The organism is Paenibacillus sp. FSL H8-0332 (genome assembly GCF_037963835.1).
GTDB lineage: Bacteria > Bacillota > Bacilli > Paenibacillales > Paenibacillaceae > Paenibacillus_AQ > Paenibacillus_AQ rhizoplanae.
This window is the reverse complement of sequence record NZ_CP150145.1, coordinates 1,776,204-1,800,397: the sequence shown is the minus strand read 5'-3', so window position 1 is coordinate 1,800,397 and position 24,194 is coordinate 1,776,204. Positions and strand designations below refer to the sequence as shown.

General features: G+C 53.7%; 15 protein-coding genes. 7 read left to right on the top strand and 8 right to left on the bottom strand.

All coding sequences use genetic code 11. The features are described from left to right. Nucleotides 1–56 precede the first annotated feature (56 nt). Entirely contained in the window at nt 57–467 is a 411-nt protein-coding gene (locus NST43_RS07690; RefSeq protein ID WP_339223537.1) for a hypothetical protein, read from the top strand. 89 nt (nt 468–556) lie between these two features. On the opposite strand, the gene NST43_RS07685 is transcribed toward NST43_RS07690, so the two are convergent. Both NST43_RS07685 and NST43_RS07680 read right to left on the bottom strand, forming a co-directional pair. After that, a complete protein-coding gene (locus tag NST43_RS07685; protein WP_339223535.1) occupies nt 557–2,833 on the bottom strand; it encodes a copper amine oxidase N-terminal domain-containing protein in 2,277 nt (758 codons plus the stop codon). A 200-nt stretch (nt 2,834–3,033) separates the two neighbouring features. After that, complete coding sequence (locus NST43_RS07680; protein WP_339223533.1) at nt 3,034–3,468, bottom strand: hypothetical protein; 435 nt, start codon at nt 3,466–3,468, stop codon at nt 3,034–3,036. A 170-nt stretch (nt 3,469–3,638) separates the two neighbouring features. Between NST43_RS07680 and NST43_RS07675 the strand changes: the two genes are divergently transcribed. From NST43_RS07675 to NST43_RS07650, 6 genes are all read left to right on the top strand, one after another. After that, the gene (locus NST43_RS07675) at nt 3,639–4,283 is read left to right on the top strand and encodes a methyltransferase domain-containing protein (protein WP_209991321.1); all 645 of its coding nucleotides are present in this window, start codon (nt 3,639–3,641) and stop codon (nt 4,281–4,283) included. Between the two features lie 100 nt (nt 4,284–4,383). Further along, the gene (locus NST43_RS07670; RefSeq protein WP_339223530.1) at nt 4,384–11,133 is read left to right on the top strand and encodes a hypothetical protein; all 6,750 of its coding nucleotides are present in this window, start codon (nt 4,384–4,386) and stop codon (nt 11,131–11,133) included. Next, nucleotides 11,130–12,815, top strand: a complete 1,686-nt coding sequence (locus NST43_RS07665; RefSeq protein WP_339223529.1) for a DUF11 domain-containing protein — start codon at nt 11,130–11,132, stop codon at nt 12,813–12,815. Before NST43_RS07670 ends, NST43_RS07665 begins: the two co-directional genes overlap by 4 nt. A gap of 115 nt (nt 12,816–12,930) precedes the next feature. Continuing rightward, nucleotides 12,931–14,091 (top strand): sporulation protein YhbH, encoded by a 1,161-nt coding sequence (gene yhbH / locus NST43_RS07660; RefSeq protein ID WP_339223527.1) that lies wholly within the window; start codon nt 12,931–12,933, stop codon nt 14,089–14,091. A gap of 225 nt (nt 14,092–14,316) precedes the next feature. Next, nucleotides 14,317–14,649 carry a PadR family transcriptional regulator gene (locus NST43_RS07655; RefSeq protein ID WP_339225365.1) on the top strand — a complete coding sequence of 111 codons (333 nt, stop codon included), beginning with the start codon at nt 14,317–14,319 and terminating at the stop codon, nt 14,647–14,649. Next, on the top strand, nt 14,649–15,224 hold the full coding sequence (locus NST43_RS07650) for a DUF2812 domain-containing protein (RefSeq protein WP_339223526.1): 576 nt from the start codon (nt 14,649–14,651) through the stop codon (nt 15,222–15,224). Before NST43_RS07655 ends, NST43_RS07650 begins: the two co-directional genes overlap by 1 nt. Before the next feature lie 17 nt (nt 15,225–15,241). On the opposite strand, the gene NST43_RS07645 is transcribed toward NST43_RS07650, so the two are convergent. From NST43_RS07645 to NST43_RS07620, 6 genes are all read right to left on the bottom strand, one after another. Beyond that, nucleotides 15,242–16,387, bottom strand: a complete 1,146-nt coding sequence (locus tag NST43_RS07645; protein WP_339223524.1) for a stalk domain-containing protein — start codon at nt 16,385–16,387, stop codon at nt 15,242–15,244. A gap of 481 nt (nt 16,388–16,868) precedes the next feature. Next, entirely contained in the window at nt 16,869–18,374 is a 1,506-nt protein-coding gene (locus tag NST43_RS07640; protein WP_209991331.1) for an alpha-glucosidase/alpha-galactosidase, read from the bottom strand. Between the two features lie 152 nt (nt 18,375–18,526). Next, on the bottom strand, nt 18,527–19,423 hold the full coding sequence (locus NST43_RS07635) for an AraC family transcriptional regulator (RefSeq protein ID WP_339225364.1): 897 nt from the start codon (nt 19,421–19,423) through the stop codon (nt 18,527–18,529). A 252-nt stretch (nt 19,424–19,675) separates the two neighbouring features. Continuing rightward, a complete protein-coding gene (locus NST43_RS07630; protein WP_339223523.1) occupies nt 19,676–20,908 on the bottom strand; it encodes an IS110 family transposase in 1,233 nt (410 codons plus the stop codon). Nucleotides 20,909–21,253: 345 nt separating this feature from the next. After that, nucleotides 21,254–21,967: a Type 1 glutamine amidotransferase-like domain-containing protein gene (locus NST43_RS07625; RefSeq protein ID WP_339223521.1), complete on the bottom strand. Its 714-nt coding sequence runs from the start codon at nt 21,965–21,967 to the stop codon at nt 21,254–21,256. A gap of 67 nt (nt 21,968–22,034) precedes the next feature. Then, nucleotides 22,035–24,128 (bottom strand): methyl-accepting chemotaxis protein, encoded by a 2,094-nt coding sequence (locus tag NST43_RS07620; RefSeq protein ID WP_339223519.1) that lies wholly within the window; start codon nt 24,126–24,128, stop codon nt 22,035–22,037. Nucleotides 24,129–24,194: the final 66 nt, after the last annotated feature.

Genomic DNA, 24,194 nt, shown 5'->3' with positions numbered 1-24,194 from the left:
AGAGCCATGTTATGGAAAAGTAATAGTAACCTATTACATCCCAAGGAGTGCAGCCCATGGACTATCATTCACCTCCCGAACAAGACACGAACCCCGATTATGTATACCAGGAGAACAAACGCGATTATAAGCACTCCGGTCCCGGTATCGCTTCGTTCGTAATCGCTCTGCTTACCTTGATCTGCTACGCTATTACCTTCGTGTATGTAGGATCACAAGCGTCTTCGCTCATGAATGAGCATAATAAACTGATTGCCGATGCATCAGAAACGATCATGTATCTGGGCTTGTCCGTGCTTATCCTTGTTGCGGTGAACGTCATCGGGGCGGTTACCGGCATTATCGGTCTGACCCTGCGCAAACGGCGCAAGGTATTCGCTGTCATCGGCACCATCATCAACGCCGGCTTCCTGCTCCTGTTCATGCTTCTCCTATCCGTTATTCTGGTGAATGCCGGAGCGTCCTGATAACTGGTGTACAGCAAACACAGCATATCCCTTGAACCGGGACATGCTGTGTTTTTAGTTGTGCAGACATTAATAAGCAGGATTGAACCTTAGATCTCGAATTCTTCGCTCGAATCGGACAGTCCGCCGTTTTGCACTCCTGAACCGTTGGCTACAGCAAGCACATACACCTTATATTTGGTGCCTTTGACAATCGGGTTACCGTTAGTATCCCTGGCTGCCGCCGCAATGGAGAGATTGCTTCCATTAGGGACTGCCGAACTGTAGTAGGAAGACTGCACACCAAGGGCTTCTGCCGTACCGAAGCTCTGCTTGGAAGGGACTACGAATACCCGGTATTCGGAGATATTCGACTCACGGGCGGACTTGGTGAAGTTAACCACAACTTTGCCGTTATCCATACCGTAGGTCACATTCGTCACGGAGGTGACGGGAAGCTTAGCCGATAAGGTAAGGGCTGCTGATCCTTCTGACAATACGTTAGTTCCCTGGTAACTGCCGTTTCGGACAGTCAATACGTATACCCTGTAGCTGATTCCCGGCTTGATGGCTGTGCCGCGTACGTCTTTGGCTGAGGCATCAAGCACCTGATTGGTGCTGTCCCCGGATGTACCTGCGGTAGTATAATTCCCCGCATTATTCGCATCCGACAAGCTGAAGCTGTTGTAATAGTTCGTAGGCACAACCAAAATCCGGTAATGGCTGATGTAGGATTCATCTCCGGCATGATTGAACGATACTCTCAGATCACGGCCGTCTCCATAATCGTTCACATCACTCACACTCAGATTCGATATGGCACTGAGGCCGGAGGTATTCACCAGCGTAATCGCCGTTGAAGCAGCGGATAGCACATTCGAGCCTGAATTGTTCCAGTTACCTGCCGCGAGCACATACACTTTGTAGCTGGTCCCGTTCCTGATCAGGGACCCGCGCACATCTCTGCTGGAGGAGTTCAGAATCTGTTCGGTATACGTTCCTGATGTGTTTACCGCCGTATAATTCGCACTGGATACGTTATTCGCATCATTTAAGCTGAAGCTGCTGTAATAGTTCGTAGGCACAACCAAAATGCGGTATTGGCTGATATTGGTCTCGTCTGAGGCATGGTTGAAGGTAACCTTCAAATCCCGCCCGTCATTATAATCATTCACATCGGTTACATTCAGGTTGGATACCCCTGCATTGCTGAGTGTAAGGGCCGTTGAAGCAGGTGACAGCACATTATTCGCTGCATTGCTGCTGTCAACCGCGAGCACATACACCCTGTAGCCAACGCCTGTCTTGATCAGCGCGCCATCTGTATCCCTGGAGCCGGAAGAGAGATTCATGCTGATGTTATTCCCCGTCTTGTTGATCTGCGTGTAATTGCTGCTGGAGACTACACTTGCTCTGCCCAGATCAAACACTTGGGAATTCGACGCTTTGACCACGAAGATCCGGTACGTGCTTATCTTGCTCTCATCGGCCAGCTTGTTGAAGCTGACGGAGAGATCGCGGCCGTCTCCGTAATCACTGGTATCCTTTGCCTGGACCGTGCCCAGTGCCGGAACCGTCTTGTTCTGCAGTGTAATGGGCGCAGACGCACTGGACAGGGCACTGGTATTATTGCCTTTGCCGAATGTTACTACGTATGCGGAATATCCCTGATTATTCTTAATCAGGTCACCGTCGATCGTTCTGGCGGCAGCGTTCAGCTTCACAACAGGATTGGCTCCTGTTACCAGAACAACGGAGTAGTTATTGGAACCTACTGCCAGTGCAGACGACAGGTTCAGTGAAGTACCGGTCTTGGCGACAAGCACTCGGTATTGATCCACCAGCGATTCGTCGGCCGCACGGTTGAAGCTGACCTGCAGATCCCGGCCGTCTCCATAATCGCTGATATCCTGAGCGGTTACTCCCGATACCGGAGCCGCATTCCCGCCTACCGGAACCGGAGTGGTGATCGTGACAATCTGCGCAGCCGGATTCCAGCCGACCTCGCGGCCGAGCGCTTCACTTACGAAGCGGGTAGGCACCATTGTGCGGCCCTTCAGATTCTGGCCCGGCACATCCAGGCTGACTGCCTTGTTGTTGATGGTTGCGATCTTGGAGCCAATCTTCAGTACAATCGTTGTATCGTTCTGGGAAGCTGTTACTGTCTGTGTCTTCTGATTCCACTTGATGTCGGCATTGAAGGCTTCGAAGATGGCCCGCAGCGGTACCATGGTCCGTCCGTTCACCATTACCGGCGGCTGGTCTGTGGACAAGGTCACTCCATCAATAATAATTCTGATGGGTTGAGCTGCTGCCTGGGCCGGAGCCTGAAACAACATGGGAATTACCAATAATCCTGCTACAATCGAAATCCATAACTTTTTCACAAGCTCACCCTCCCGGATAGGAAACATCTCTCATTTTTCTATCTCTTTGACGCAAGCTGGGCGGAAAAAGTTTCTCTCAAAACCGGTTACAAAAAAATAACCTTTGGAACCGGATTCAAAGACAGCAAAAAAGACTGCAACAGGAGGATACCCATGGGGTATTCCGCCATTGCAGTCCTGGTTCCGGGCACACTGCCTAATCAGTCCGCTTTGGTCAGACTGGACAATATCCGCTGAATCACGACAGGATCATTTCCGACTATTTTTTCCACATAGGTAAATACCACGGGATCATCCATCTCAAGCAGCTCCGGCGCATCCGCCGTGCCTGTACCGAGTTCAAAGGCCGTCGGCCCTTCTTCTGTCATAATCTCTACGGAATGGGTGTCCATCTGACCGACATAAGTGCCTGAGCCCTGAATCTTCTCTGACTCTGCGGCTGCGGAAGAACTAGGCTTCAGCACCGGACTGGCGAGAGGTACCGCCGCCGTCTGTACAGGGATTCCCGGAGAGCCTGCTGCTGCTGAGGAAGATTCTCCAGGGGCTTCAGCCGGGCTGTTCCCGCCGCAAGCCGTTAGGCTGAGCATTAGTAGAGCCGTTGCTGCCATAGCGGGTACCGTACGTTGTAGTCTCATGATGTGTACCTCCTCTGTTTGTTGCGTGCTGCTTACCTTACCTAAGGATTACCCCGCAAGCCGGGTATTGTAAACTTGCCGTTACGGGCTGGGCATCAGCCGTACGCACAGAAGCGCCGGACTAATACAATAGTGAAGAGCCTTATTCAGCATTTGAAGGAGTGGTATCCTTGAGAATTGATATCGGCTGCGGCCCGGGCAAAGAATCCGGGTATCTGGGAATCGACCGTACACAGTACCCCGGAGTGGATATCGTCTGCGATATTTGCGAAGGAATCCCCCTGCCCGACAATACGGCCGAATTCGTGATGGCCAGTCGGATGATGCCTTATGTGAACGATCTGTTTGCAGCGATGTCAGAGATTTATAGAATAAGCACGCACCAAGCGGTTGTGTGTATTCTCGCACCCTATGCCCATAGCTTCCCGCATGCCTCCAACCCTATGTTTAAGCAAAAGTTCGATGAATATACCCCCCGGTATTTCACCGGCCGCTTCTTCCAGCCCTATCAGAGCCCGCTGTGCCCGGAGATCCCGGATTATCCCGCGCCGGTGCCACCGTTTGACTTCAGACTGCTGCGGATGGAGCTGTTCTATCAATATCCCTTTGACGACAATCTGTATGATACGGAGGAGCTGGAGGTTCTGAGGATGCTGCAGTCCAATGTCATTCATGAAATTATGTATCACTTTGCCGTCATTAAGCGGGAGATTACCAATGAAGAACTGGAGGCGATGAGCCGAAGGGTGCTGCCTGAACCACGGGCACTACTAGAGCGCCGGCTTCGGCTGCAGAACAGGAAATATATGTTATAAAATTCGGAATGGACATACAAGATTGCCTAAAACGGAACATAGCCTAATACAGCACAAGCAAGATGGCATATCGGCCACACAGGAGCCGGTCTGCTTTTTTTTGGCTGTCAGAGCTTCTATTCAAAAGGAGGTGAAAATTATTCCTCTAGTCGTTCGGTCTACGGTTAATGCAACAGGCGCCATCACTTTCACAGGCAACACGCTTGGACTAAGCCGCTCTGAAATTGCCGGTGTACCGGGTACACAGGACAGTATCGGAGGCTTCTCTACGATCAATACAGCTTCTGTATACGGCACTTATCCTGCTGGCACTACCAGTCTATATCAGAGCAACAGTTCAGCAGCAATTCTAGTACTCCCTGCCGGAAGCACGGTTCTGTATGCCGAGTTAATCTGGGGCGGTTCTTATGTTAACGGCAACGTCAATCTCACTGCGGCAATCAACAACCCTGTATCCTTCACTGCACCGCTCGGGAACACGGTCAGTGTAACCCCTGATTCAGCCACAGCCAATTCGGTGAATCTGGGCGGCGGGGCACTCGCGTATGTCCGTACCGCCAATGTCACCAGCATCATTCAAGCTTCCGGTGCCGGAACCTATGTCACTGGCGGTGTAGTCGGGACTATCGTAATTCCCGGTGATTCCACTGCCAACCATGCCGGCTGGACACTTGCCGTCATCTACCAGAATCCGTCGCTGCCCTTCCGCAACATGTCTCTGCGCGCAGGTGCTGTCCTTGTCCAAGCCTCCTCGGCGCCGGTGGTCACCACCATTACCGGCTTCGCCACACCTGTTACCGGCGCGCTAGGCGGACGTATCCAGTTTAGCGCCCAGGAAGGAGATGCCGACCGCTCGGGCGACCAGGCGCTTTTCGGCCCTACCTCCACCACTCAAGCCGCCCTCTCCGGGCCGAACAATTTTGCGGGCAACTTCTTCGCCTCGCAGATTAACAATGATACCGGCAATCTGAATACGACCGGCACGTTCGGTACCCGCAACCAGACCAATGGCAGTCCGGGCTCCAACATTGTCGGCGGGCGGCAGGGCTGGGATATCACGAATGTGGATGTCTCTGCACGCCTGGTCAATAACCAGTCCTCTGCTCTCCTGACCTTGACTACTTCAGGTGATGCGTATGTTGTTAACGCCAACGGACTGCAAATTGACATCAATGCACCCAAGATCTCCTTGACCAAAAGCGCAAATGTCGCCGGTACCATCGTTGGTGATCTGGTCACCTACACTGTAACAGTCAGCAATACCGGCACGGCAAGCGCAGCCAGTGTTGTATTGTCAGACATCTTACCGGCAGGTCTTACTTTTGTCATAGGAAGCGTGGTGGTAGCCGGTGTTGCCAGGCCGACTTATGATATAACCTCCGGCATCCCGTTGGGTTCACTTACTCTGGGCACTTCCATAACGGTTACTTATCAAGCCAGAGTCACTTCCTTGCCGAATCCGCAATTTGTGCCCAACACGGCTAACGCTGCCTTCACCTTCCAGAGTGTGGCCGGAGGCCCGATTGTCAGCGGAGTCATTCCATCCAATACACAATCGCTGCCGGTATATTCTCCCGTTCTCGGCATTGTCAAAAGCGCCAATACTACCAACGCAACCGTCGGAGACCAGGTTCTATATACCCTGCAAATCTCCAACACCGGCAATATCGGCGCCACTACTACGCTCACGGATAACATTCCTGCCGGCAGCTCCTATATTCCGGGAAGCTTCACGGTAAACGGCACGCCTGTGGCGGGTAATCCCACCGCCGGGATAGCCATCGGCACCATCGCGGCGGGAGGAAGCTCTACCGTTCAGTTCCGTGTACTGGTGAACAGTCTGCCTTCTCCCCCACAGCTGGTGGACCAGGCTACAGCCGCCTATACCTTTCAGGTTCCTGACGGGCGAACCGTGAACGGTACGGCTGCCTCCAATACGCTCACCATACCGGTTAGACTGCCGAATGTTGCCCTTGTCAAAAGCGCCAGCTTCCCGGATGTCGCCGTAGGCGATACCCTGCAGTATACGTCTGTGGTTACTAATAACGGAATCGTCGCCATCACGAACGTTGTGCTCTCTGATCCGATACCCACAGGCAGCACTCTAGTGCCTGGAAGCGTGGTGGTGGCGGGAACCGCCCGGCCTGCCGCAGATCCGGCTTCGGGGATATCCGTGGGCACCATTGCCCCGGGGGCCAGCGTAACGGTAACCTTCCAGGTGAGTGTCACCTCTGTGCCGGGAAGCGGCCAGCTCGCCAACCAGTCATCGGTGTCGTACAGCTCAGGGGCATTCAATGCCCTTACGCAGTCCAATACCACCCTGACTCCTGTATATCAGCCGGTAATCGGCATCGTCAAAAGCGCAAGCCCCGGCAGTGCCACGGTTGGAGGGAATGTTCAATACACGCTACAGGTCCAGAACACCGGCAATCTCGCTGCAACGGTAACCTTAACCGACACGATTCCTGCCGGGTCTGCCTTCGTCGCCGGAAGCGTCACAGTGAACGGCGTGGTCCGTCCGTCAGATTCTCCGGTGAGCGGAATCCCGCTCGGGTCCGTAGCACCGGGAGCCGCCTTGACCGTAACCTTCCTGACTACTGTCCAGTCCCTGCCGTCACCGGCAACCTTGACGGACCAGGGCAGCAGCACCTATACGTACCAGTTGCCCAGCGGACGTTCTCTGTCCGGCGGAAGTGTATCCAATACGGTGACTATTCCAGTCTCAGCTCCCAACATCACGATTCTCAAAAATGCCAATCTCACCTCAGTGGCTGTAGGCGAATATCTCACCTACACGGTCTCGGTATCCAACCCCAGCGGCGTAGCGGTTAACAATGTAGTGCTGTCTGATCCGGATCCGGCAGGCAGTGCCTTTGTTGCGGGAACCGTCACCGTCAACGGGACTCCCGTGCCCTCTGCCAATCCAAATGCCGGGATTGCTCTCGGAACACTCGCTGCGGGCGCCACAAGCATCGTTGCCTTCCAGGTTAATGCGAACTCTATTCCAAGCCCGCCTCAACTGAGCAACCGGGCCAGCGCGTCCTTTACGTCAGGCTCATTCAGCGGAGCAGCCCTGTCCAATACAGTGTCTACCCCGGTCTTCATTCCAGTCATCGGACTTGTTAAAAGCTCAAGCCCTGCGCAGGCCTCTGTCGGCAGCTTGCTCTCCTTCTCCATTCTGGCCAGCAACACCGGCAATATCGCTGCGCTCCTGAATCTGACCGATGCCCTGCCGCCGCAGACGGTATTCGAGACCAACAGCGTAAGTATAGGCGGGACGCCGCTACCGGGGTACAGCCCCTTAACCGGCATTCCGGTGGGGCCGCTTGCTCCCGGAGACAGCGTCGTTGTCAGCTTCCTTGTTACGGTTACTGCACTTCCCCCGAACCAGCAGTTGCCCAATACCGCAGCGGCTTCCTTCACTTTCTCCCTGCCGGATGGGCGTCAGCTTGGCGCTAATGCAGTGTCGAACACACTTACAGTTCCCGTCTCGGCACCGAATGTCAGTGTTGTCAAAAGCGTCGATGCCATTGATGCCGTGACTGGCGACATTCTTACCTTCACATCCGTGCTGACGAATAACAGCATTACTTCTGTCAGCAGCATCATTCTCAGCGATCCCTTGCCAGAGAATGCAGCGTTCCTTCCCGGAACCGTAATTGTCGGCGGCATCTCCCAGCCGTTGGCAGTTCCGTCCGCCGGTATCCCAATCGGCAGCCTGGGGCCTGGAGCCTCCGTTGCCGTCACATTCGAGGTGAGAATAACCATGCCGATTCCTTCACAGGTCAACAACCAGTCCACCGTCAGTTTCACCTCCGGGGTCTTCTCCGGCTCTTCATCGTCTAACGTTACCACCACACCGGTCACACAGCCGCAAATCTCCCTTGTCAAAAGCGCCAGTGACCTGAACGCCACAGTTGGCGATACGGTCATCTATACCGTTGTGGTCAGTAATACCGGTAACCTTGCCGCCAATGTTACGTTAACCGACAATATCCCGGCTGGTACTACCTTTGACCCTAACAGCGTCATTGTCGGCGGTTTTCCTCAGCCAGGGGCTGCACCGGATACCGGAATCACGGTCGGAACCGTCGCTCCCGGGGCAAGTGTGTCTGTCAGCTTCACGGTCTTCATCTTGTCCCTGCCTTCACCGCAGCAGCTTGTCAATCAGGCAGCTTCTACCTATACTTTCACACCGCCTGACGGCCGGCTGCTCAGCGGCAGCGCCGTCTCCAATACGGTAACGATCGCTGTCTCCGCCCCCAATCTGGCGGTCGTGAAGAGTACGTCTTCCACCTCAGTGGCACTCGGCGATACCATTGCCTATTCCGTTAACATCACGAACAACGGAATAGACCCGGTGAATAATGTAGTGCTCAGTGATCCAACACCGGATGGGGCAGCCTTCGTGCCGGGCAGCGTATCTGTAAATGGCGTGCCGTTCCCCAATGCCCATCCTTCAACAGGGATCGCCATTGGCACACTGGCATCCGGCGCTTCCGCCGTAGTCTCCTACAGCGTTACGGTAACTTCGGTACCGGCAGACACCTCGATAGATAATCAGGCTACTGTAACCTATACCTCCGGTGTCTTTACAGGCTCCACCTTCTCCAATCCCGTGGCGGTGCCTGTCTTCCAGCCCAATATCGCTGCGGTCAAAACGGCCAATACCGCCAATGCAACAGTCGGCGATACCGTAACCTACACGATAACGGTCAGCAATTCAGGCAACTACGCAGCAATTCTGACCTTAACCGACAATATTCCTGCCGGGACTACCTTTGAAGAGAACAGTGTGCTGATTAACGGGCTGCCTCTGCCACAGGCGAGTCCCGCCGCCGGAATTGCGGCCGGAACCATCGCCCCGGGTGCAAGCGTTGCTGTATCGTTCTCCGTAATCATCACTTCACTGCCTTCACCGCAAACGCTGGTGAATCAGGGAACCGTTGCCTACAGCTTCACCTTGCCTGACGGAAGAACCCTGGGAGGTTCAGTGCCCACCAACACCCTGACCATCCCCGTCTCGAACCCCAACCTGGCGGTTGTCAAAACCACCGCAACCACCGCAACCCATGTTGGGGATACCATTACGTATTCGGTAACGATGACCAATAACGGCATCACTACCGTTAACAATGTGGTGTTCACGGATGCACTGCCTGCCGGTACCGCCTTTGTTCCGGGCAGTGTGCTGGTAGACGGTGTTCCCCGTCCGGCAGCTTCGCCAGCTACCGGGGTGACGATTGGCAGTATCGCTCCGGGCGCTTCTGTCACTGTAGCATTCAACGTAACCGTTACATCCCTCCCGGGTTCAGAAGTGCTTAACAATCAATCTTCGGTCAGCTTCACTTCCGGGGCCTTGTCCAGCGTGGCCTTCTCAAACATTGTGACCACTCCGGTTTTCCAGCCGATTATCGCTGCCGCCAAGAGCTCAAGCTCGGTAAATGCAACGGTCGGGGATGCGATTACTTATACTGTCAATGTCAGCAATTCAGGTAACTATGCGGCAACCGCCACTCTGACCGATACCATCCCCGCCGGTACAACGCTGGTTCCAAACAGTGTGCTGATTGGCGGCTTCCCTGCACCGGGCGCTGATCCCGCCTCAGGTGTCCCGCTGGGCTCGGTCGCTGCGGGTGCCACACTGCAAATCGTGTTCTCTGTTGTCATAGATACACTTCCTGCCAGCCAGCAGCTCAGCAACCAGGCGATCATCGCCTTTGCTTACACACTGCCGGACGGACGGACCTTCAACCAGTCGGCCAGCTCGAACATCAATCAGATTACCGTATCCTCGCCCAATGTACTGGTTGTCAAAAGCTCTACAGTAACCGATGCAGTCGTGGGAGATACCGTTCCATACAGCATAAGCGTTACCAACAGCGGCATAGCGCCGATCAATAATGTTGTACTGAGCGACCCGATTCCGGCCGGCTCTTCCTTTGTCCCCGGCAGCGTAGTCGTTGACGGCACTCCGCTGCCGGGGGCGAATCCTGCCAATGGTATTGCTCTGGGCACCGTGGCACCGGGCGCATCGGTCCTGGTCACCTTCAGCATTGTTGTCAACACGCTGCCTAATCCGGCCACGCTCAGCAACCAGGCTTCGGTGAGCTTCACCTCCGGTGCATTCTCCGGCGCCTCCTATTCCAATTCGCTGGTTACTCCGGTCTTCCAGCCGATTATCGGCATCTTGAAAAGTGCAGATACCGCCAATGCAACGGTCGGGGATACCGTCACTTATTCCCTCAGCGTGACCAATACAGGCAATCTTGCAGCCGACGTCACCTTAACCGACTCTATCCCGGCGGGAGCCGTATTCATTCCGAACAGTGTACTGGTCAATGGCCAGCCAGTTCCGGGTGCAGATCCGACTACTGGTATCAATCTGGGGACCGTAGCAGCTGGCGCCACTGTCACGATGACCGTTACTCTGCAGGTTACGGTAGCTTCCCTGCCTTCGCCGCAGCAGCTCGTGAACCAGGCCTCCGCCACCTTCACCTACTCTCCGCCGGATGGCCGTCTGCTCTCAGGCTCTGCACTGTCCAACACGCTGGTCATTCCGGTCTCTTCCCCGGATGTAACAGCCCTCAAGAGCACTCCGGCCATTGATGCCGTAGTCGGCGACATCATTACCTATACCATCGTTGTGACGAACAACGGTATTGTTCCTGTCAACAACGTCGTGCTGGTTGACCCGATTCCGGCCGGCAGCCAATTCGTAGCAGGCAGTGTGACTGTGGACGGTGTTCCGCGTCCTGGTGCGAACCCGGCCTCCGGTGTAGTGATCGGAACCATTGCTCCGGGAGCTTCTTCTACGGTAACCTTCCAGGTTCAGGTCATTGTCATATGACAGACGGCTCACGGCTTCAGCCTGTCGTAAGCAATCAGTCCATGGTACGGTACAGCTCCGCAGAAGGGAATGACACTATTACCTATTCCAATACCGTCCATACGTCCGTTGTAGGTCCGGTTCTATCCCTGCTCAAACAAGCGGCTCCCTTGAGCGCCTCCCTGGGAGATACGCTGGTCTATACCGTTACTGCCAGGAATAGCGGCAATACACCGGCAGTGCTCACAATTATTGACGTTCTTCCCCCGGGAGTATCCTTCATAGCCAACAGTGTGCTTAGAGACGGAGTGCCCCTTCCGGGGGTTACACCGTCTTCCGGCATCCCGTTGGGGACTCTTGTTCCGCATTCAGGGGTCACCATCGCTTTCCAGGTCATTATAGTCTCACTCCCGCCTTCGCTTGTCCTGGACAACAGAGCGGTTGGCACGTATTCCTTCACCACTCCGGAAGGGAGAACGGTGAGCTCGGATATCCGCTCCAATCCTGTCAGTGTCTCCCTTCTGTCCTACCAGTTGTCCACACTGCTCTCTGCCAGCACACCTACTACCTTCATTGGGGATGTCGTCACCTATACCCTACAGCTCAGGAATGAAGGCACCCGGCCGCTGACCGCAGTCATTGCTACGCTTCCCGTTCCGGAAGGTACTTCCTTCCTTCCCGGAAGTGTTATCGCAGGCGGGATCTATCAGCCTGAGGCCGACCCGGCTTCAGGTGTCGGGCTTGGTTCGCTTCCTGGAGGGGCAGCCTCCGAGGTCTGCTACCGTGTCCGGGTGAGCTCGAGTCCACCAGGCTCGGTATTACAGGCGCAGGCCCAGGTATCCTATGTGGCTAATGACAGCGGGAATACCACCGCAAGCAACACGGTTCAGATTACGGTCATCCAGCCCGGATTATCGGTAAGGCTGAAGGTTGATGTCTACAGCGCGGCGCCCGGTGACAACTTGCGGTACGAGTTCACTGTACAGAATAGCGGTAATATGGCGGTGAACGCGCTGCTGACGGACGCCGTGCCGGCAGGCGTACTGTTCGTCTGGGACAGCGTCCGTATCGACGGGGTTCCCCAGAGAGGCGTCCGCCCCGGGAACGGAATTCCGCTGGGCACCTTACGGGCAGGCGCTGTTAGGGTGGTTGATTTTCTCGTATCTATTCCAGGTGCCACCGATATCCGCCAGACGCCGGCCATTCAGAATCAGGGAGTGGTCCAGTATACATTCTCCCTGCCGGACGGACGCAATGTAGGGCAGGTCTCCCGCTCCAATGCGGTAACCACCTTACTGTTCACGCCCATCATCTCGATTCAGATTGAGGGAGAGCCGCCGGTGGTCGAGCCTGGCAGCATCGCGGAATTCAACATTTACGTGTCCAACAGCGGGAATTACCCGGCTGAGGTCTCGGTGATCCGAATTGTACCGCAGGGTACCGTCATTGATCCCGATATCGTTACGATAAGCGCCATCACTGTACCCGGTACGCCATACAGCGGAACAGTTGCTCTAGGAACGCTGGAAGCGGGGCAGACCGTCACACTCACTTATTTTATCAAAATAAATACGGATTATATGGGCAAGGATCTTCAAGGCTCTACGGCCGCCCTGTATCTATTCACCATCGACGGACGCCGGTACTCCGGTGAAGCCCGTTCCAACAGCTATAAGCTGCTCATTGAAGAAATCAGTGAATAATCCAGCTCACATATCCCCCATCTCCCTGAATATACTTTAGTTACAACCTGCTGCATTAGTCTCAGTCTCAATAGTGACAATACCGAATAATACAGTTCATGGGAGGTGGTCATCCTTGTTCCAGCCGTCCGGTCCATACGCTTTTGTCGTATCCAAAGAAGACTGGTCCCTTCACCGCAAAGGCCATCAGGATCAGGAGCGTCACCAGCAAAAGGTCAGAGAAGCCATCAAGGGCAATCTGCCCGATCTGGTTACTGAAGAGAACATTATTTTGTCGGGCGGCAAGCAGATTGTGAAGGTGCCGATCCGCAGTCTGGATGAATACCGGATTATCTATAATTTCCGCAAGCAGAAGCATGTCGGCCAGGGGGACGGGGAGAGCCAGGTGGGTGATGTCCTCGGGCGCGATTCCCAGTCGGCCCAGCCGGGCAAAGGAGATAAAGCGGGCGATCAGCCCGGCGCAGATACCGTTGAAGCCGAGGTCGATCTGGAGGATCTGGAGGATATTCTGTTCCAGGACATGGAGTTGCCCCATCTGAAGCCGAAGGATAAAGAAGAAATTGAGGTCAAATCCATTGTCTTCAACGATATCCGCAAAAAAGGCATGATGTCGAACATCGACAAAAAGCGTACGTTGCTTGAGAATCTGCGGCGCAATGCCAGCAGCGGCAATCCTGGAATACACAGCATCAGCCCCGATGATCTGCGTTACAAAACCTGGGATGACATCACGATCCCCCACTCGAACGCCGTGATTATTGCCATGATGGACACCTCGGGCTCCATGGGCACTTTTGAAAAATACTGCGCCCGCAGCTTCTTCTTCTGGATGACCCGCTTCCTGCGCCGCCAGTATGAGAAGGTGGATATTGTGTTCCTGGCCCATCATACGGAAGCCAAGGAGGTCAGCGAGCATGACTTCTTCACCCGGGGCGAGAGCGGGGGGACGATCTGCTCCTCGGCGTACCAGAAAGCAATTGAGATCATCGACAGCCGCTATCCGCCTGCCAAATACAACATCTATCCCTTCCATTTCTCAGATGGAGACAATCTGACCTCCGACAATGAGCGCTGCGTCAAGCTGATCGGCGAGCTGCTGAAGCGCAGCAATATGTTCGGCTACGGTGAGGTGAACCAGTACAACCGCAGCAGCACCCTGATGTCCGCCTACCGCCACCTGAAGCAGGAGCAGTTCATGCATTATGTGATTAAGGATAAGAAGGAAGTGTATCTGGCGCTGAAGGCTTTTTTCGGTAAAAAGGCAATCGAAGCCTGAGTGAGTACAGCGCGCAGCTTCATAGTGTTAGAACGATCCCCTGCAAACCGTGCGAACGGCGGGCGGGGGATTTTTGGTGCGCGGAATCAGATATGGCTGCAAAAGCCTGTTGACTCTTATATCGTCAGACGATATAATAAATGTATCGGTTGACGATATAACGATAGATGGTATAACGTCAGATGGTATAACGACGAGACACAAAGATGCACGATAAGGAAGGTGATGGCATTGTCCGGCAACAATGAATACGGGGCGCTGACCGAAGGCGTCTATTATATCCTCTTGTCCCTGCTCACCCCGATGCACGGCTACGGCATTATGCAGAATGTGAAGCTGCTGAGCAATCAGCGTGTGGAGCTGGGGGCAGGCACGTTATACGGGGCGTTAAGTACGCTTGTGGAACGGGGCTGGATTGAGCTGCTAGTAGGCGGAGTAGATTCCCGCAAGAAGGAATACCAGATTACGGAGCTAGGCAAATTGATAGTCCAGAGTGAAATGACAAGGCTTGACGAGCTGCTCACAAATGGAAGAAAGCTACTGGGAGGCGAAGTGTAATGAGTCAGGTGGTGCGCAAATTTTTCATGGATTTCGAGAAGGAAGAAGCGTGGCTGAATGAAATGTCGGCTAAGGGATTGGCACTGGTGGAGCATTCTTGGGCCCGTTATGTGTTCGAAGAGAGCGCCAAGGGGGAGTATATTTACCGGATTGAGCTGCTTGAGCAGGACCCGAAGGAGGCGGCCGGCTACTTGCAATTCATGGAGGAGACCGGAGCCGAGCGTGTGCCATCCGGTACCCCTACCAAGGCCAGTCGTGCATTTATGAACCAACGCTGGGTGTTCTTCAGAAGGAAGGCCTCGGAAGGCCCCTTCCAGATCTATACCGATGCAGATTCCAAAATCAAACACTATCAGCGAATCTACAAAGTCTATCTGTCCCTCGCATTCCTTGAGCTGATCATCGGCTCCTTAAATATCATGCTGATTATGCTCAATACTTCCTCTAACATCTACAAAATCAACCTTACCGTGGGAGTGTCCGTTGTGATTCTGGGCCTGTTCTTCGTGTGGCTCAGCCTGCCGGTCCGCCGCAAGATCCTCCGGCTGCAGCAGGAGAAGCTGATTCGGGAGTGAGAGGATGCGCAGAATAACTACTTGATAACCTCCCTACCGAGTGCAACTTCTTCATTTGAATCAAAATACCATCTATCCTTATTTTTAACTACAGAAGTAAGTGAGTAGAGCCGCTCCTTAAACTTCGATGGATCGTTGTTAGCTTGAAGTGTACAGACCCAATAAACAACTGCTTGATTTGCCGAATAAGAGACAATGACAGCCTGTTCTTCAGTATATTCCAGATCAAACTTTCGAGTAGACCATTCCCGGAGATCCCTGAGACCCTGCTCATAGTCGGCCGTTAGCTTGGCAGGGTCTTGCAGTGCCAGTTCCGCATCCACATCTTTATCATTTATAGCTTTAGAATAAGCAGCGAGCAACTCACGAATGGCCATTTTATCTGCGGCCGGAACGCTTAACTCTTTATTTATCAATGAAGTATAGTTTAGATATTCTGTATTATTGATTTCTATATTATGTATCGTCCAACTGGCATCGGGCTTATGCTCCATTTCCAATGTTACATGCTCAATCCGGTCCAGAAGTTCAGTTTCTGTCTTACGAAAGGAAACATCAGAAAGCATTACTGTATACTCTCCCCACGATTTCATTTCAAGCATGTCGATCGACTTAAAGCCATCCAGAGTCTGATAATGGGCTTTAATTAGTGCCTGCATTTTTTTCAGGTCCGCCTTTTTAGGCTTGCCTTGCAGATCCTCGTATACTTTAACTATTTTGTTCGTCTTATCATAGTCAGCACTAATATAGTCAGTCTCACTATACAACGAGAGCGCGACCAGGGCATCCGCACCCGAACCAATAACCATCGGAATGTTCGAATCATAGGTGTACAGAGAACCATTTACGAATGTTTTTTTCGTTTTGAGATCAACTTTAAAGGAAGCATCCTCTGAGGTAGCTGTAATCTGCTTGCCCGCAGCATCATACTTGAATTTAAAGCCCAAAGCCTGCACCACACTGCGGAATTCAACATACACACTTCCTCCTTGAATCACCGAAGCCGCAAGAGGATGGATTTCCTTATTTTGCACATATACACGAATTCCCTTTGCAGTCTCACTTGCTGTTGCTGCGGATACTGTATTAGCGGTCATCGCAACGCCCAGCAGAGTAATCAGCAGGAGGTACAGCACATTTGCCATATGTATTTTTTTCTTCAATTTCCTTATTCCCCTTCGACAGATGATTTTATATTTCTATAATTTATAATTCGTTCCGATCATTGTATTCCCTTTATCATTCATCAATATCAGAACAGAATCACCCTACGGGTAATAAGACCGAAAGCTACGGCAGATAACAATTGGAAAAATGCAGCTTAATTCATCACCTTCTAACGATTATAGGGAATTAAGTGGAAAATCAGCATCTGCTATCGCCGATTTTGCTGCTACCGGGAGATATGTAAACATTTAAGTGTTGTTTTTCCAACTCTTGTCGGAATATCGTCCATTCGTTCGTTAGCAAGTGCCTAAAATCCACCTATTTCCCCGATCATGGCAAGAAGAGCGGTTTTTCGCTTACACCCGGTCCACGTGTACTCACGCCAAACCTACACCTATACAAAAATTAAGCCCCTCCCTTCCAGGAGAGGCTCATGGCATGATTATTTTGCTTCGTTAGGCTTATGCTAGGCTCCGCTTACTGCACCTTCTCACGATCCTTACCCTTATCAGACTCTCCGGCGTTCTTGTTCGCGGCCTCGCGGTCCTGCATCATCTCGTCTACTGACTTCACCTTGAGACGGGCGGCGCCTTCGTTGCCGGCATTCGTCGGGATCAGATCACCGGAGGCGAGCCGTTCCTTCGCTTCAGCAATCGCTGCGCTGTACTGCGGCAGCCACTGTTCCCCAGCCACCAGCATCTCGTCAACCATCTGCCAGATCTCCTTCGGATTGCAGACGGCGCCGACCAGCGGGTCCATCATGAATGCCTGGCGCAGCAGCTTGTCGTCGCCATGCACAGCCGCTTCCACCGCCAGGCGCTGCACGGAGATGCTAACGTTGCAGACTGCCGCCAGGCCGAGCGGCAGGTCGCCGACCAGCGGCATCGAGATGCCGTTGCGGTCTACGTAGCCCGGCGCTTCAATAATGGCATCATCCGGCAGATTGGAGATCACGCCGTTATTCACCATGTTGAAGTGGCCTCTGTACACGCGTCCTGTCTCCAGCCCTTCGATGATAAACGAGCCATGCTCCTCGCCCCGCTTCTCCGGGATGTACTCCAGCGCCGGGTCCTTCATCCAGTTCGGGAAGTCCGTCTCGAACCAGTTGCGGCCTTCCGTGCAGACCCGCAGGTAGCCGCCCGTCTCCCCATTAATCCACACGCCCAGATCGATCCAATCCATGATCTCGCTCGGGCGCTTGCGGTACCAAGGTACATATTCGCTCAGGTGACCATTCGATTCCGTGCTGTAATAGCCGAAGCGGCGGAGCATATCGATCCGTACCTTCTCGGTGCGGCTGTATTCGGGATGCTGCTCGAAGGCCTCCAGCAGACCCGCCGTCAGATCCTTGCCTTCATGCTTCGCAGAAATGTACCAGGTCTGGTGATTGATCCCGGCACAGATAATGTCCACCTGCGACTTCTCCAGACCGTACACCTGGGCGATCTGCTGATGACCATGCTGTACGCCATGACAGAGTCCGATCGTCCGCACACCGCCGTATTTATTGCAGGCCCAGGTCAGCATAGCCATCGGATTCGAGTAATTCAGCAGCAATACATCCGGTGCAGCTGTCTCACGGATATCACGGCAGATCTCCAGCATCTCCGCGATCCCGCGCTGCCCGTACATAATCCCGCCTGCGCACAGCGTATCTCCCACACACTGATCCACGCCATACTTCAGCGGAATATCCACATCGGTAGCGAAGGCCTCCAGGCCCCCCATACGGATAGTACAAAATACGTACTTGGCATCTTCGAGCGCTTCCCTGCGGTCCGTGGTGGAAGAGATGGTGATATTCAGACCATTCTCCTTAATATCCCGCTGGCATAGCTCGGTGACCATGTCCAGGTTATGGCTGTTTATATCCATGAACGAAACTTCGATATTACGGAATTCCGGCACAGTCAGCAGGTCGCGCAGCAGTCCGCGGGTGAACCCGATACTGCCCGCCCCGATAAAGGTTACTTTAAAAGACATCGTTATCATCCTCCGGCAATGAATTGTTGATTCCTGTCCATTGTAACAAGGAGGCTGCCGGAAGCGTAACCAATATCATGACCATTTTGCCGCTATAGTGTCAACAATCCTAACTTTGTGCACACCATCCCCATCCCGGATTGAACATGAAGCTATTCTTCACTCCAGTAATGGCGATCAACAGAGTTGCGGTATTCGATAGGAGTACAGCCGGAATATTTCTTGAATAGCAGATGAAAATACTGCCTGCTGCTGATCCCCACATAGTCGGCAATCTCCGCTACCGGAATTTCGCCCTGTCCCAGGAGCATGCGGGCCTTCTCCATACGCAGCTGGTTCAAGTAGTCAGTCAGGGTCTGCCCTGTGTGCGTCCTGAAGATGCGGTGCAGATAACCCGGATGGACATTCACGGAGAGCGCAACCTCCTTAACCTGAATGCTCCGGTCATAATTCTGATGCAGGAACTCGATGGCCCGCCGCACATAGAGCTGTGAGGTCTGCTGGCTGGACGGGAGCGACTCCATGCGCAGCCTGGCCAGACGCAGCAGCAGCTCCGCGAAAAGCAGGTGTACCATGCTGCTCCCCTTCCGCCCGCGTTGATCAAGCTCCAGCACCAGCGCCTTCAGTACATGGAAGACCTCCTCCTGATCGGACAACACCAGACTGTCGAACGGATGCCGCAGCAGCTCTGCCAGCACCTCCTCCTCCCGGGCCAAGCTGCCGATGGAAGGAACTACGCCCCCATATTCGGTAAAAGCAAATTCCACATTCAGCATCCGGCACGAGGAGCCCTCTTCCACGATCAGCCGGTGCTGCACCTCCGCATCCAGCAGAATCATCTCTCCCCGCTTCAGCTGGAAGGGCGTGTCGCCGCCCGCTTCATCCCGCACCTCCACCACACAGCTGCCTGAGATGAGATACATAATTTCCGTGGAGTTATGGTGATGATAGGCCATCGTATAATTGCTCCACTGCTTATAATAGTAAGCCAGAAAGTGCGGGCTATAATCCCGCTCCAGCAATCCCTGCTCAAAAAGACTCCCGGTCATCTCCGGCATTCCGCCCGCCTCCCCTCTGCCAGTATTGAGTATTGATAGCACAAGTGTATCGCGTGAGCGCAGGCAGGACAAGCAGCGGGTTAACCCCCTCCCCGTCCACTAGCCCACGCGCCTCTAGCCAACAAAATGTGTTCGGTTTAATACGAAAATAAAAGTATCGGAAAATGCGCCGCAGACTGGATTTTGACAAAAAAAGACCCACCGCCCCAAAATAACGTTTCGTTTTTTTTGAAAAAGGGGAGACTATTGGATAGGATTTAATTGCACGCTATATCCTAACTGCTGGATATATTTCACGTACCTATCCAACGGGTTTTTCTTGGACGTCTCATCGCCTAGTGAGACGTCTATTTCTTGGTATGACCTTTTCTCCCGCATCAGGGCATGGAGGATTCGAATCAGCAAATGTGCGGTGGCGACGTTTGCTTTTTTATCTCCTCGTCTCTTACGAATTCGTCGAAAGAATTGGCCGATCCGGTTCGAGGAGCGAGCGTTCGCCCAAGCCGCCTGACACAAGGCCCCTTTCAGATGCTTGTTCCCTTGCATCGTTTTTGACTTTCTTCGCTTTCCCGCGCTTTCGTTGTTCCCTGGACACACTCCCGCCCATGATGCAAACTGCGCATCACTCGGGAACATTTCCGCGACATGCGGCCCCACTTCGGCAAAGATGGTCACGGCAGACGTCCGCTCAATTCCTGGAATGGAGTCAATTTGTTCAATCCTCTCCAGGTACGGTTCTGCCTTCGCCTCGATTCGAGCTTCCAGCTCCGTGATCCGTTTCTCCAAATAGACCAAGTGGTCCCAGTGGTCTCGAATCATCTCCCGATGATGACGGCGCAACTTGCCATTGAGCGCGTCTAGCAACTGCGGAACTTTCTTTTTCAAACGGGTTTTGACCAGGTTTTTAACGGTCACTTCGTCTACGACCTCGCCGTCCATGATCTTCTGGAGCAGGCCCCGTCCTGAAACCCCATATAGATCGGACATAAAGGTGGTTAGCTTGATGTTGGCATCCTGCAGGATTTTGTGAATGCGGTTTTTCTCCGCCGTCACCGCCTGCACCATCTTACTCCGGTAACGGGTCAAATCTCGCAAATCCCGGATGTCCTGTTCTGGCACCATACTGCCTTCAATGAGCCCGCAACGGTGCAATTGCGCTAACCAGCGCGCGTCTTGCGTGTCACTTTTTCGACCCGGCATATTCTTTACCCGCTGGGCGTTGGCCAAGACAAGATCACAACTGCCCTCTAAGATGTTCCATACCGGTTTCCAAAACACGCCGGTACTCTCCATCACCACTTCAAGGCAGCCGTGTTCACTCAGCCAATCTTGCAGTCCTAACAATTCTCGGGTTGTCGTCCCAAAGGTTTTCAGGTGACATTGTGGTTTCTGTTCGATCGGTCCTTTTAACACGCAGGCCACAACGGTTTCCTGGTGCACGTCCAGACCGGCGCAACACATACGTACAGCATCCATTCCAATCATCCTCCATCGTCAGCTTACAAATCATGCGCTCGAGTGAGTGTAATTTAATACACGTACTTTTTGGGGGGTTACAATAGGCGATGCTCGAAAAGCGCAATAGAACGGTTTTTCGCACGGGGTGTGTCCCAGTAACCGCTTCCGCCCTTTGATTTGTATATGTAGTGTTGACGACTACAGCATCTTTTAGAATGGATGCGACGGATGCCACCCACTTATTTTCATTCCTGGGGGTGACAAGGCCTCTGTCTTGTCATGCCTGTTTTTCGCATACATTCGGCCCAGACTTCCCGGCGCAGAAAACAAGAGCAGAAGGCTCGCGCCCTCTGCTCCCGTTCATCATCCTGGGTGGATTGTTGTCAATATTCCATTCACCAGACTATACACCCCGCCGCCCTCTATCTCTTCGGGCTGGCCATTCAGCAGGTAGATGCCGGTCTCTTCGTCAATTCCGTAATTCGGCAGCTCGCCGAGGGTACGGACCGCCGTCCGTAAATGCTCCTCCTCATCCCACTGGGTGAAATGGACGGATAGCAGCAGATCTGGAATCAGATGGAGGCCCTTGCGGTGTTTGAATTGTCTGCTCTCATTATCCTTGGCAGAAATTACACACCGCTCCGGGCTAATTAAGGCTCCTGCCGAGAATCCCGCAACCGGTATTCCTGACTCATAACGCTGCCGGATCACCTCACCGATAGGGGTATCCACAATGAGGTCGGCATACAGATCCGTATCCCCGCCCCCGATGATGATCCCGCCGCAGGCCCGGAGGCACTCTATAGCCGTATTCACCTCAGTAGACTTCAGCGGCAGATAACAGAATTCGGCTATCCCCGCGTCAGCCAGCGGCTGCATGCAAGCAGCCATATAGTCCGGCCAGTCTTCTCCTTCTTCAAATAACACAGCGACAGGTTCTGTGGCTGCTGCCATCGTGCTTACGAACCTCCGTGCCAGTCCACGGGTAAATGGCGGACCTCCGCCGTTCAGAAATAAATGCTTGTCCACGACATCACCTTCAATATTCAGGATATCCTGCAATCTAACCTCATCCATCTTATAAAAAAGCGCCGGTTCCCGCAATACGCTTCCTCACCGGCTCCACCTTCATCCTGTTATCCCTTTAGCCCTGAAAAGAAATCATCGACTGCTTCAGATTCTCTGCCAGCGTCTCCAGCTTGCCCGACAGCTCGACCAGCTCTCTGCTGACCGTAAATTGCTGTGAGGACATGGACGCTACCTCTTCTGTAGAGGCGCTGGTCTGCTGCACCACCGAGATCACACTGGCCATGGATTGTCCCAGCTGCTGCTGGTATTCGGCCAGCTCGGAGACAGCCGCCGAGGACTGGTTCAGAACTCCGCTGAACACCTCCATCTCGGCCCTTACGCTCCCGAAGATTAGTGAGGATTCCCGGACCGAAGCCAGCTGACTGTCAAACATCGGTGCTGCTTCACTGACAACCTGGACGGTGTTCTCAATATGGCTGCTGATCTCCTCCGTAATTCTGGAGACGGAGGCGATCGACTGGCTGGATTGATTGGCCAGCCCCCGGATCTCATCGGCAATGACAATGAACCCTCTGCCGGCGGCTCCTGCACGTGCAGCTTCAATGGATGCATTCAGTGCCAGGATATTCGTCTGCTTGTTCATGGCAATCATCGGGGAGAGGATGCTGCGGATCAGCACTGTGCTGTCCCGCAGCATGGCTGAATTCTCCTGAATCAAGTCCATCATCTTCAGGACGCTCTCACTTTGTGCAACCAGCTTCTTCATCCGCTCCGCTCCCTGGTCGCTGGCCTCCATGACCTTCACTGCCGAAGCAGCCATGACCGCATTCGTCCCGGCCACTTCGTTCGCCTTGTCCCTCATTAGCTCCACCTTGGCGTTGCTGCTCTCCGCTTCAGCCGCCAGACTGGCAGCTCCGCCTGCGATTTCACCGGTCGCAGCGGCTACCTCGCTGGCCTGGCCGCTGATCGCTCCCGAAGCTGCGACAAGCTGCTCCGAGGTGGCCAGCACTTCAGCAGCAGAGCTGCTGCTCCGGCCCGCAAGCAGGGAGATCTGCTCCATCATCCGGTTGAAGCTGTGGCCCAGCCGTCCGATCTCATCCCGGCCCTTGAAGTCCGTCCGCACCTGCAGGTTGCCTTGCTCGCCCTCCTCCATCAGACGGGCCAGCTTGCCGAGCGGACGCCCGATGAGCCGCACCAGAACATAGCCGATGACCAGAGCAATAAGCGCTGCTGCCAATACTACCAGGAAGGTAATATAGAGCAGCCTGTCGGCAGACTTAGTGAAGTCGCTCACCGGCGCATACCCCAGCAGCGTCCAGTCCGCTGTAGCCAGCGGCTGATAGACTACCAGTTGAGGATTGCCCTGCTCATCCCCGGCAGTGAACGAATGCTCCCTTCCTCCTTCCTTTAACGCCCCGGGCTGCTCTTGCTCCTGTACCCCGGTCTTCATCTCTGGAGTATGTATATAAGAAGGCTGCCCGAGCAGTGCGTTGTCAGCACCGTATGCCACCCGGCCCGAAGGATCAAGGATGCGGATCTCCCCGGCAAGCCCGATATGCAGATTAGACAACACACCCGTCAGCGCGCTTCCCTTCACCTCAATCAGCATATAATACTCGGCGGCCGGTTTCTGAATATTCCGCAGCAGACGGCCCATTGTCAGAGAGGACTGGCTGTACGCGTCAAAAAAACCCTTGGCACGTACAGGGAACCAGACAGGCTCACCTTTGCCGTTATCAATCTCTTTCATCCGGGCAAGGATACCTTCATCACTCCGCACGCCGCTAATTCCCGTAGATTTATAGGATTCGGCGTCTACCATGCTTCTGGAGACCAGCCGGACACCAAGCAGCCGCTCATCCGATCCTCTGACGGAGTCCAGCTTGCGGCGTATCCGATCCTCTGCTGCACCCCGCGCAACCGTACCGGCGGTTGGAAGATTAACCGTCTCCATGTCAGCTTTTAGCGCCGGATCTACAGCAAATTGCCTGGAGAGCGCTTCATATTCAGCGAATAGGAAATCCAGCTTGTCCGCCGCCTGGACAATGGATTGTGAGGAGGCAGCTGCCACCTCATCGGTAATGATCCCTTTTGCCGCATAATAGGAGGTTAAGCCCAGAACTGAGGACAACAGGACAATAGTACAGAACAGAATTACGAATAACTTGACGCCAACTGAGCTGAAATTAATAAATCGCCGCCGTTGCATTACATTCTCCCCTTATCATCCAGATCACGATTTCTCCACAAAAGAAAGGTGCAGCCCCTCAGAACT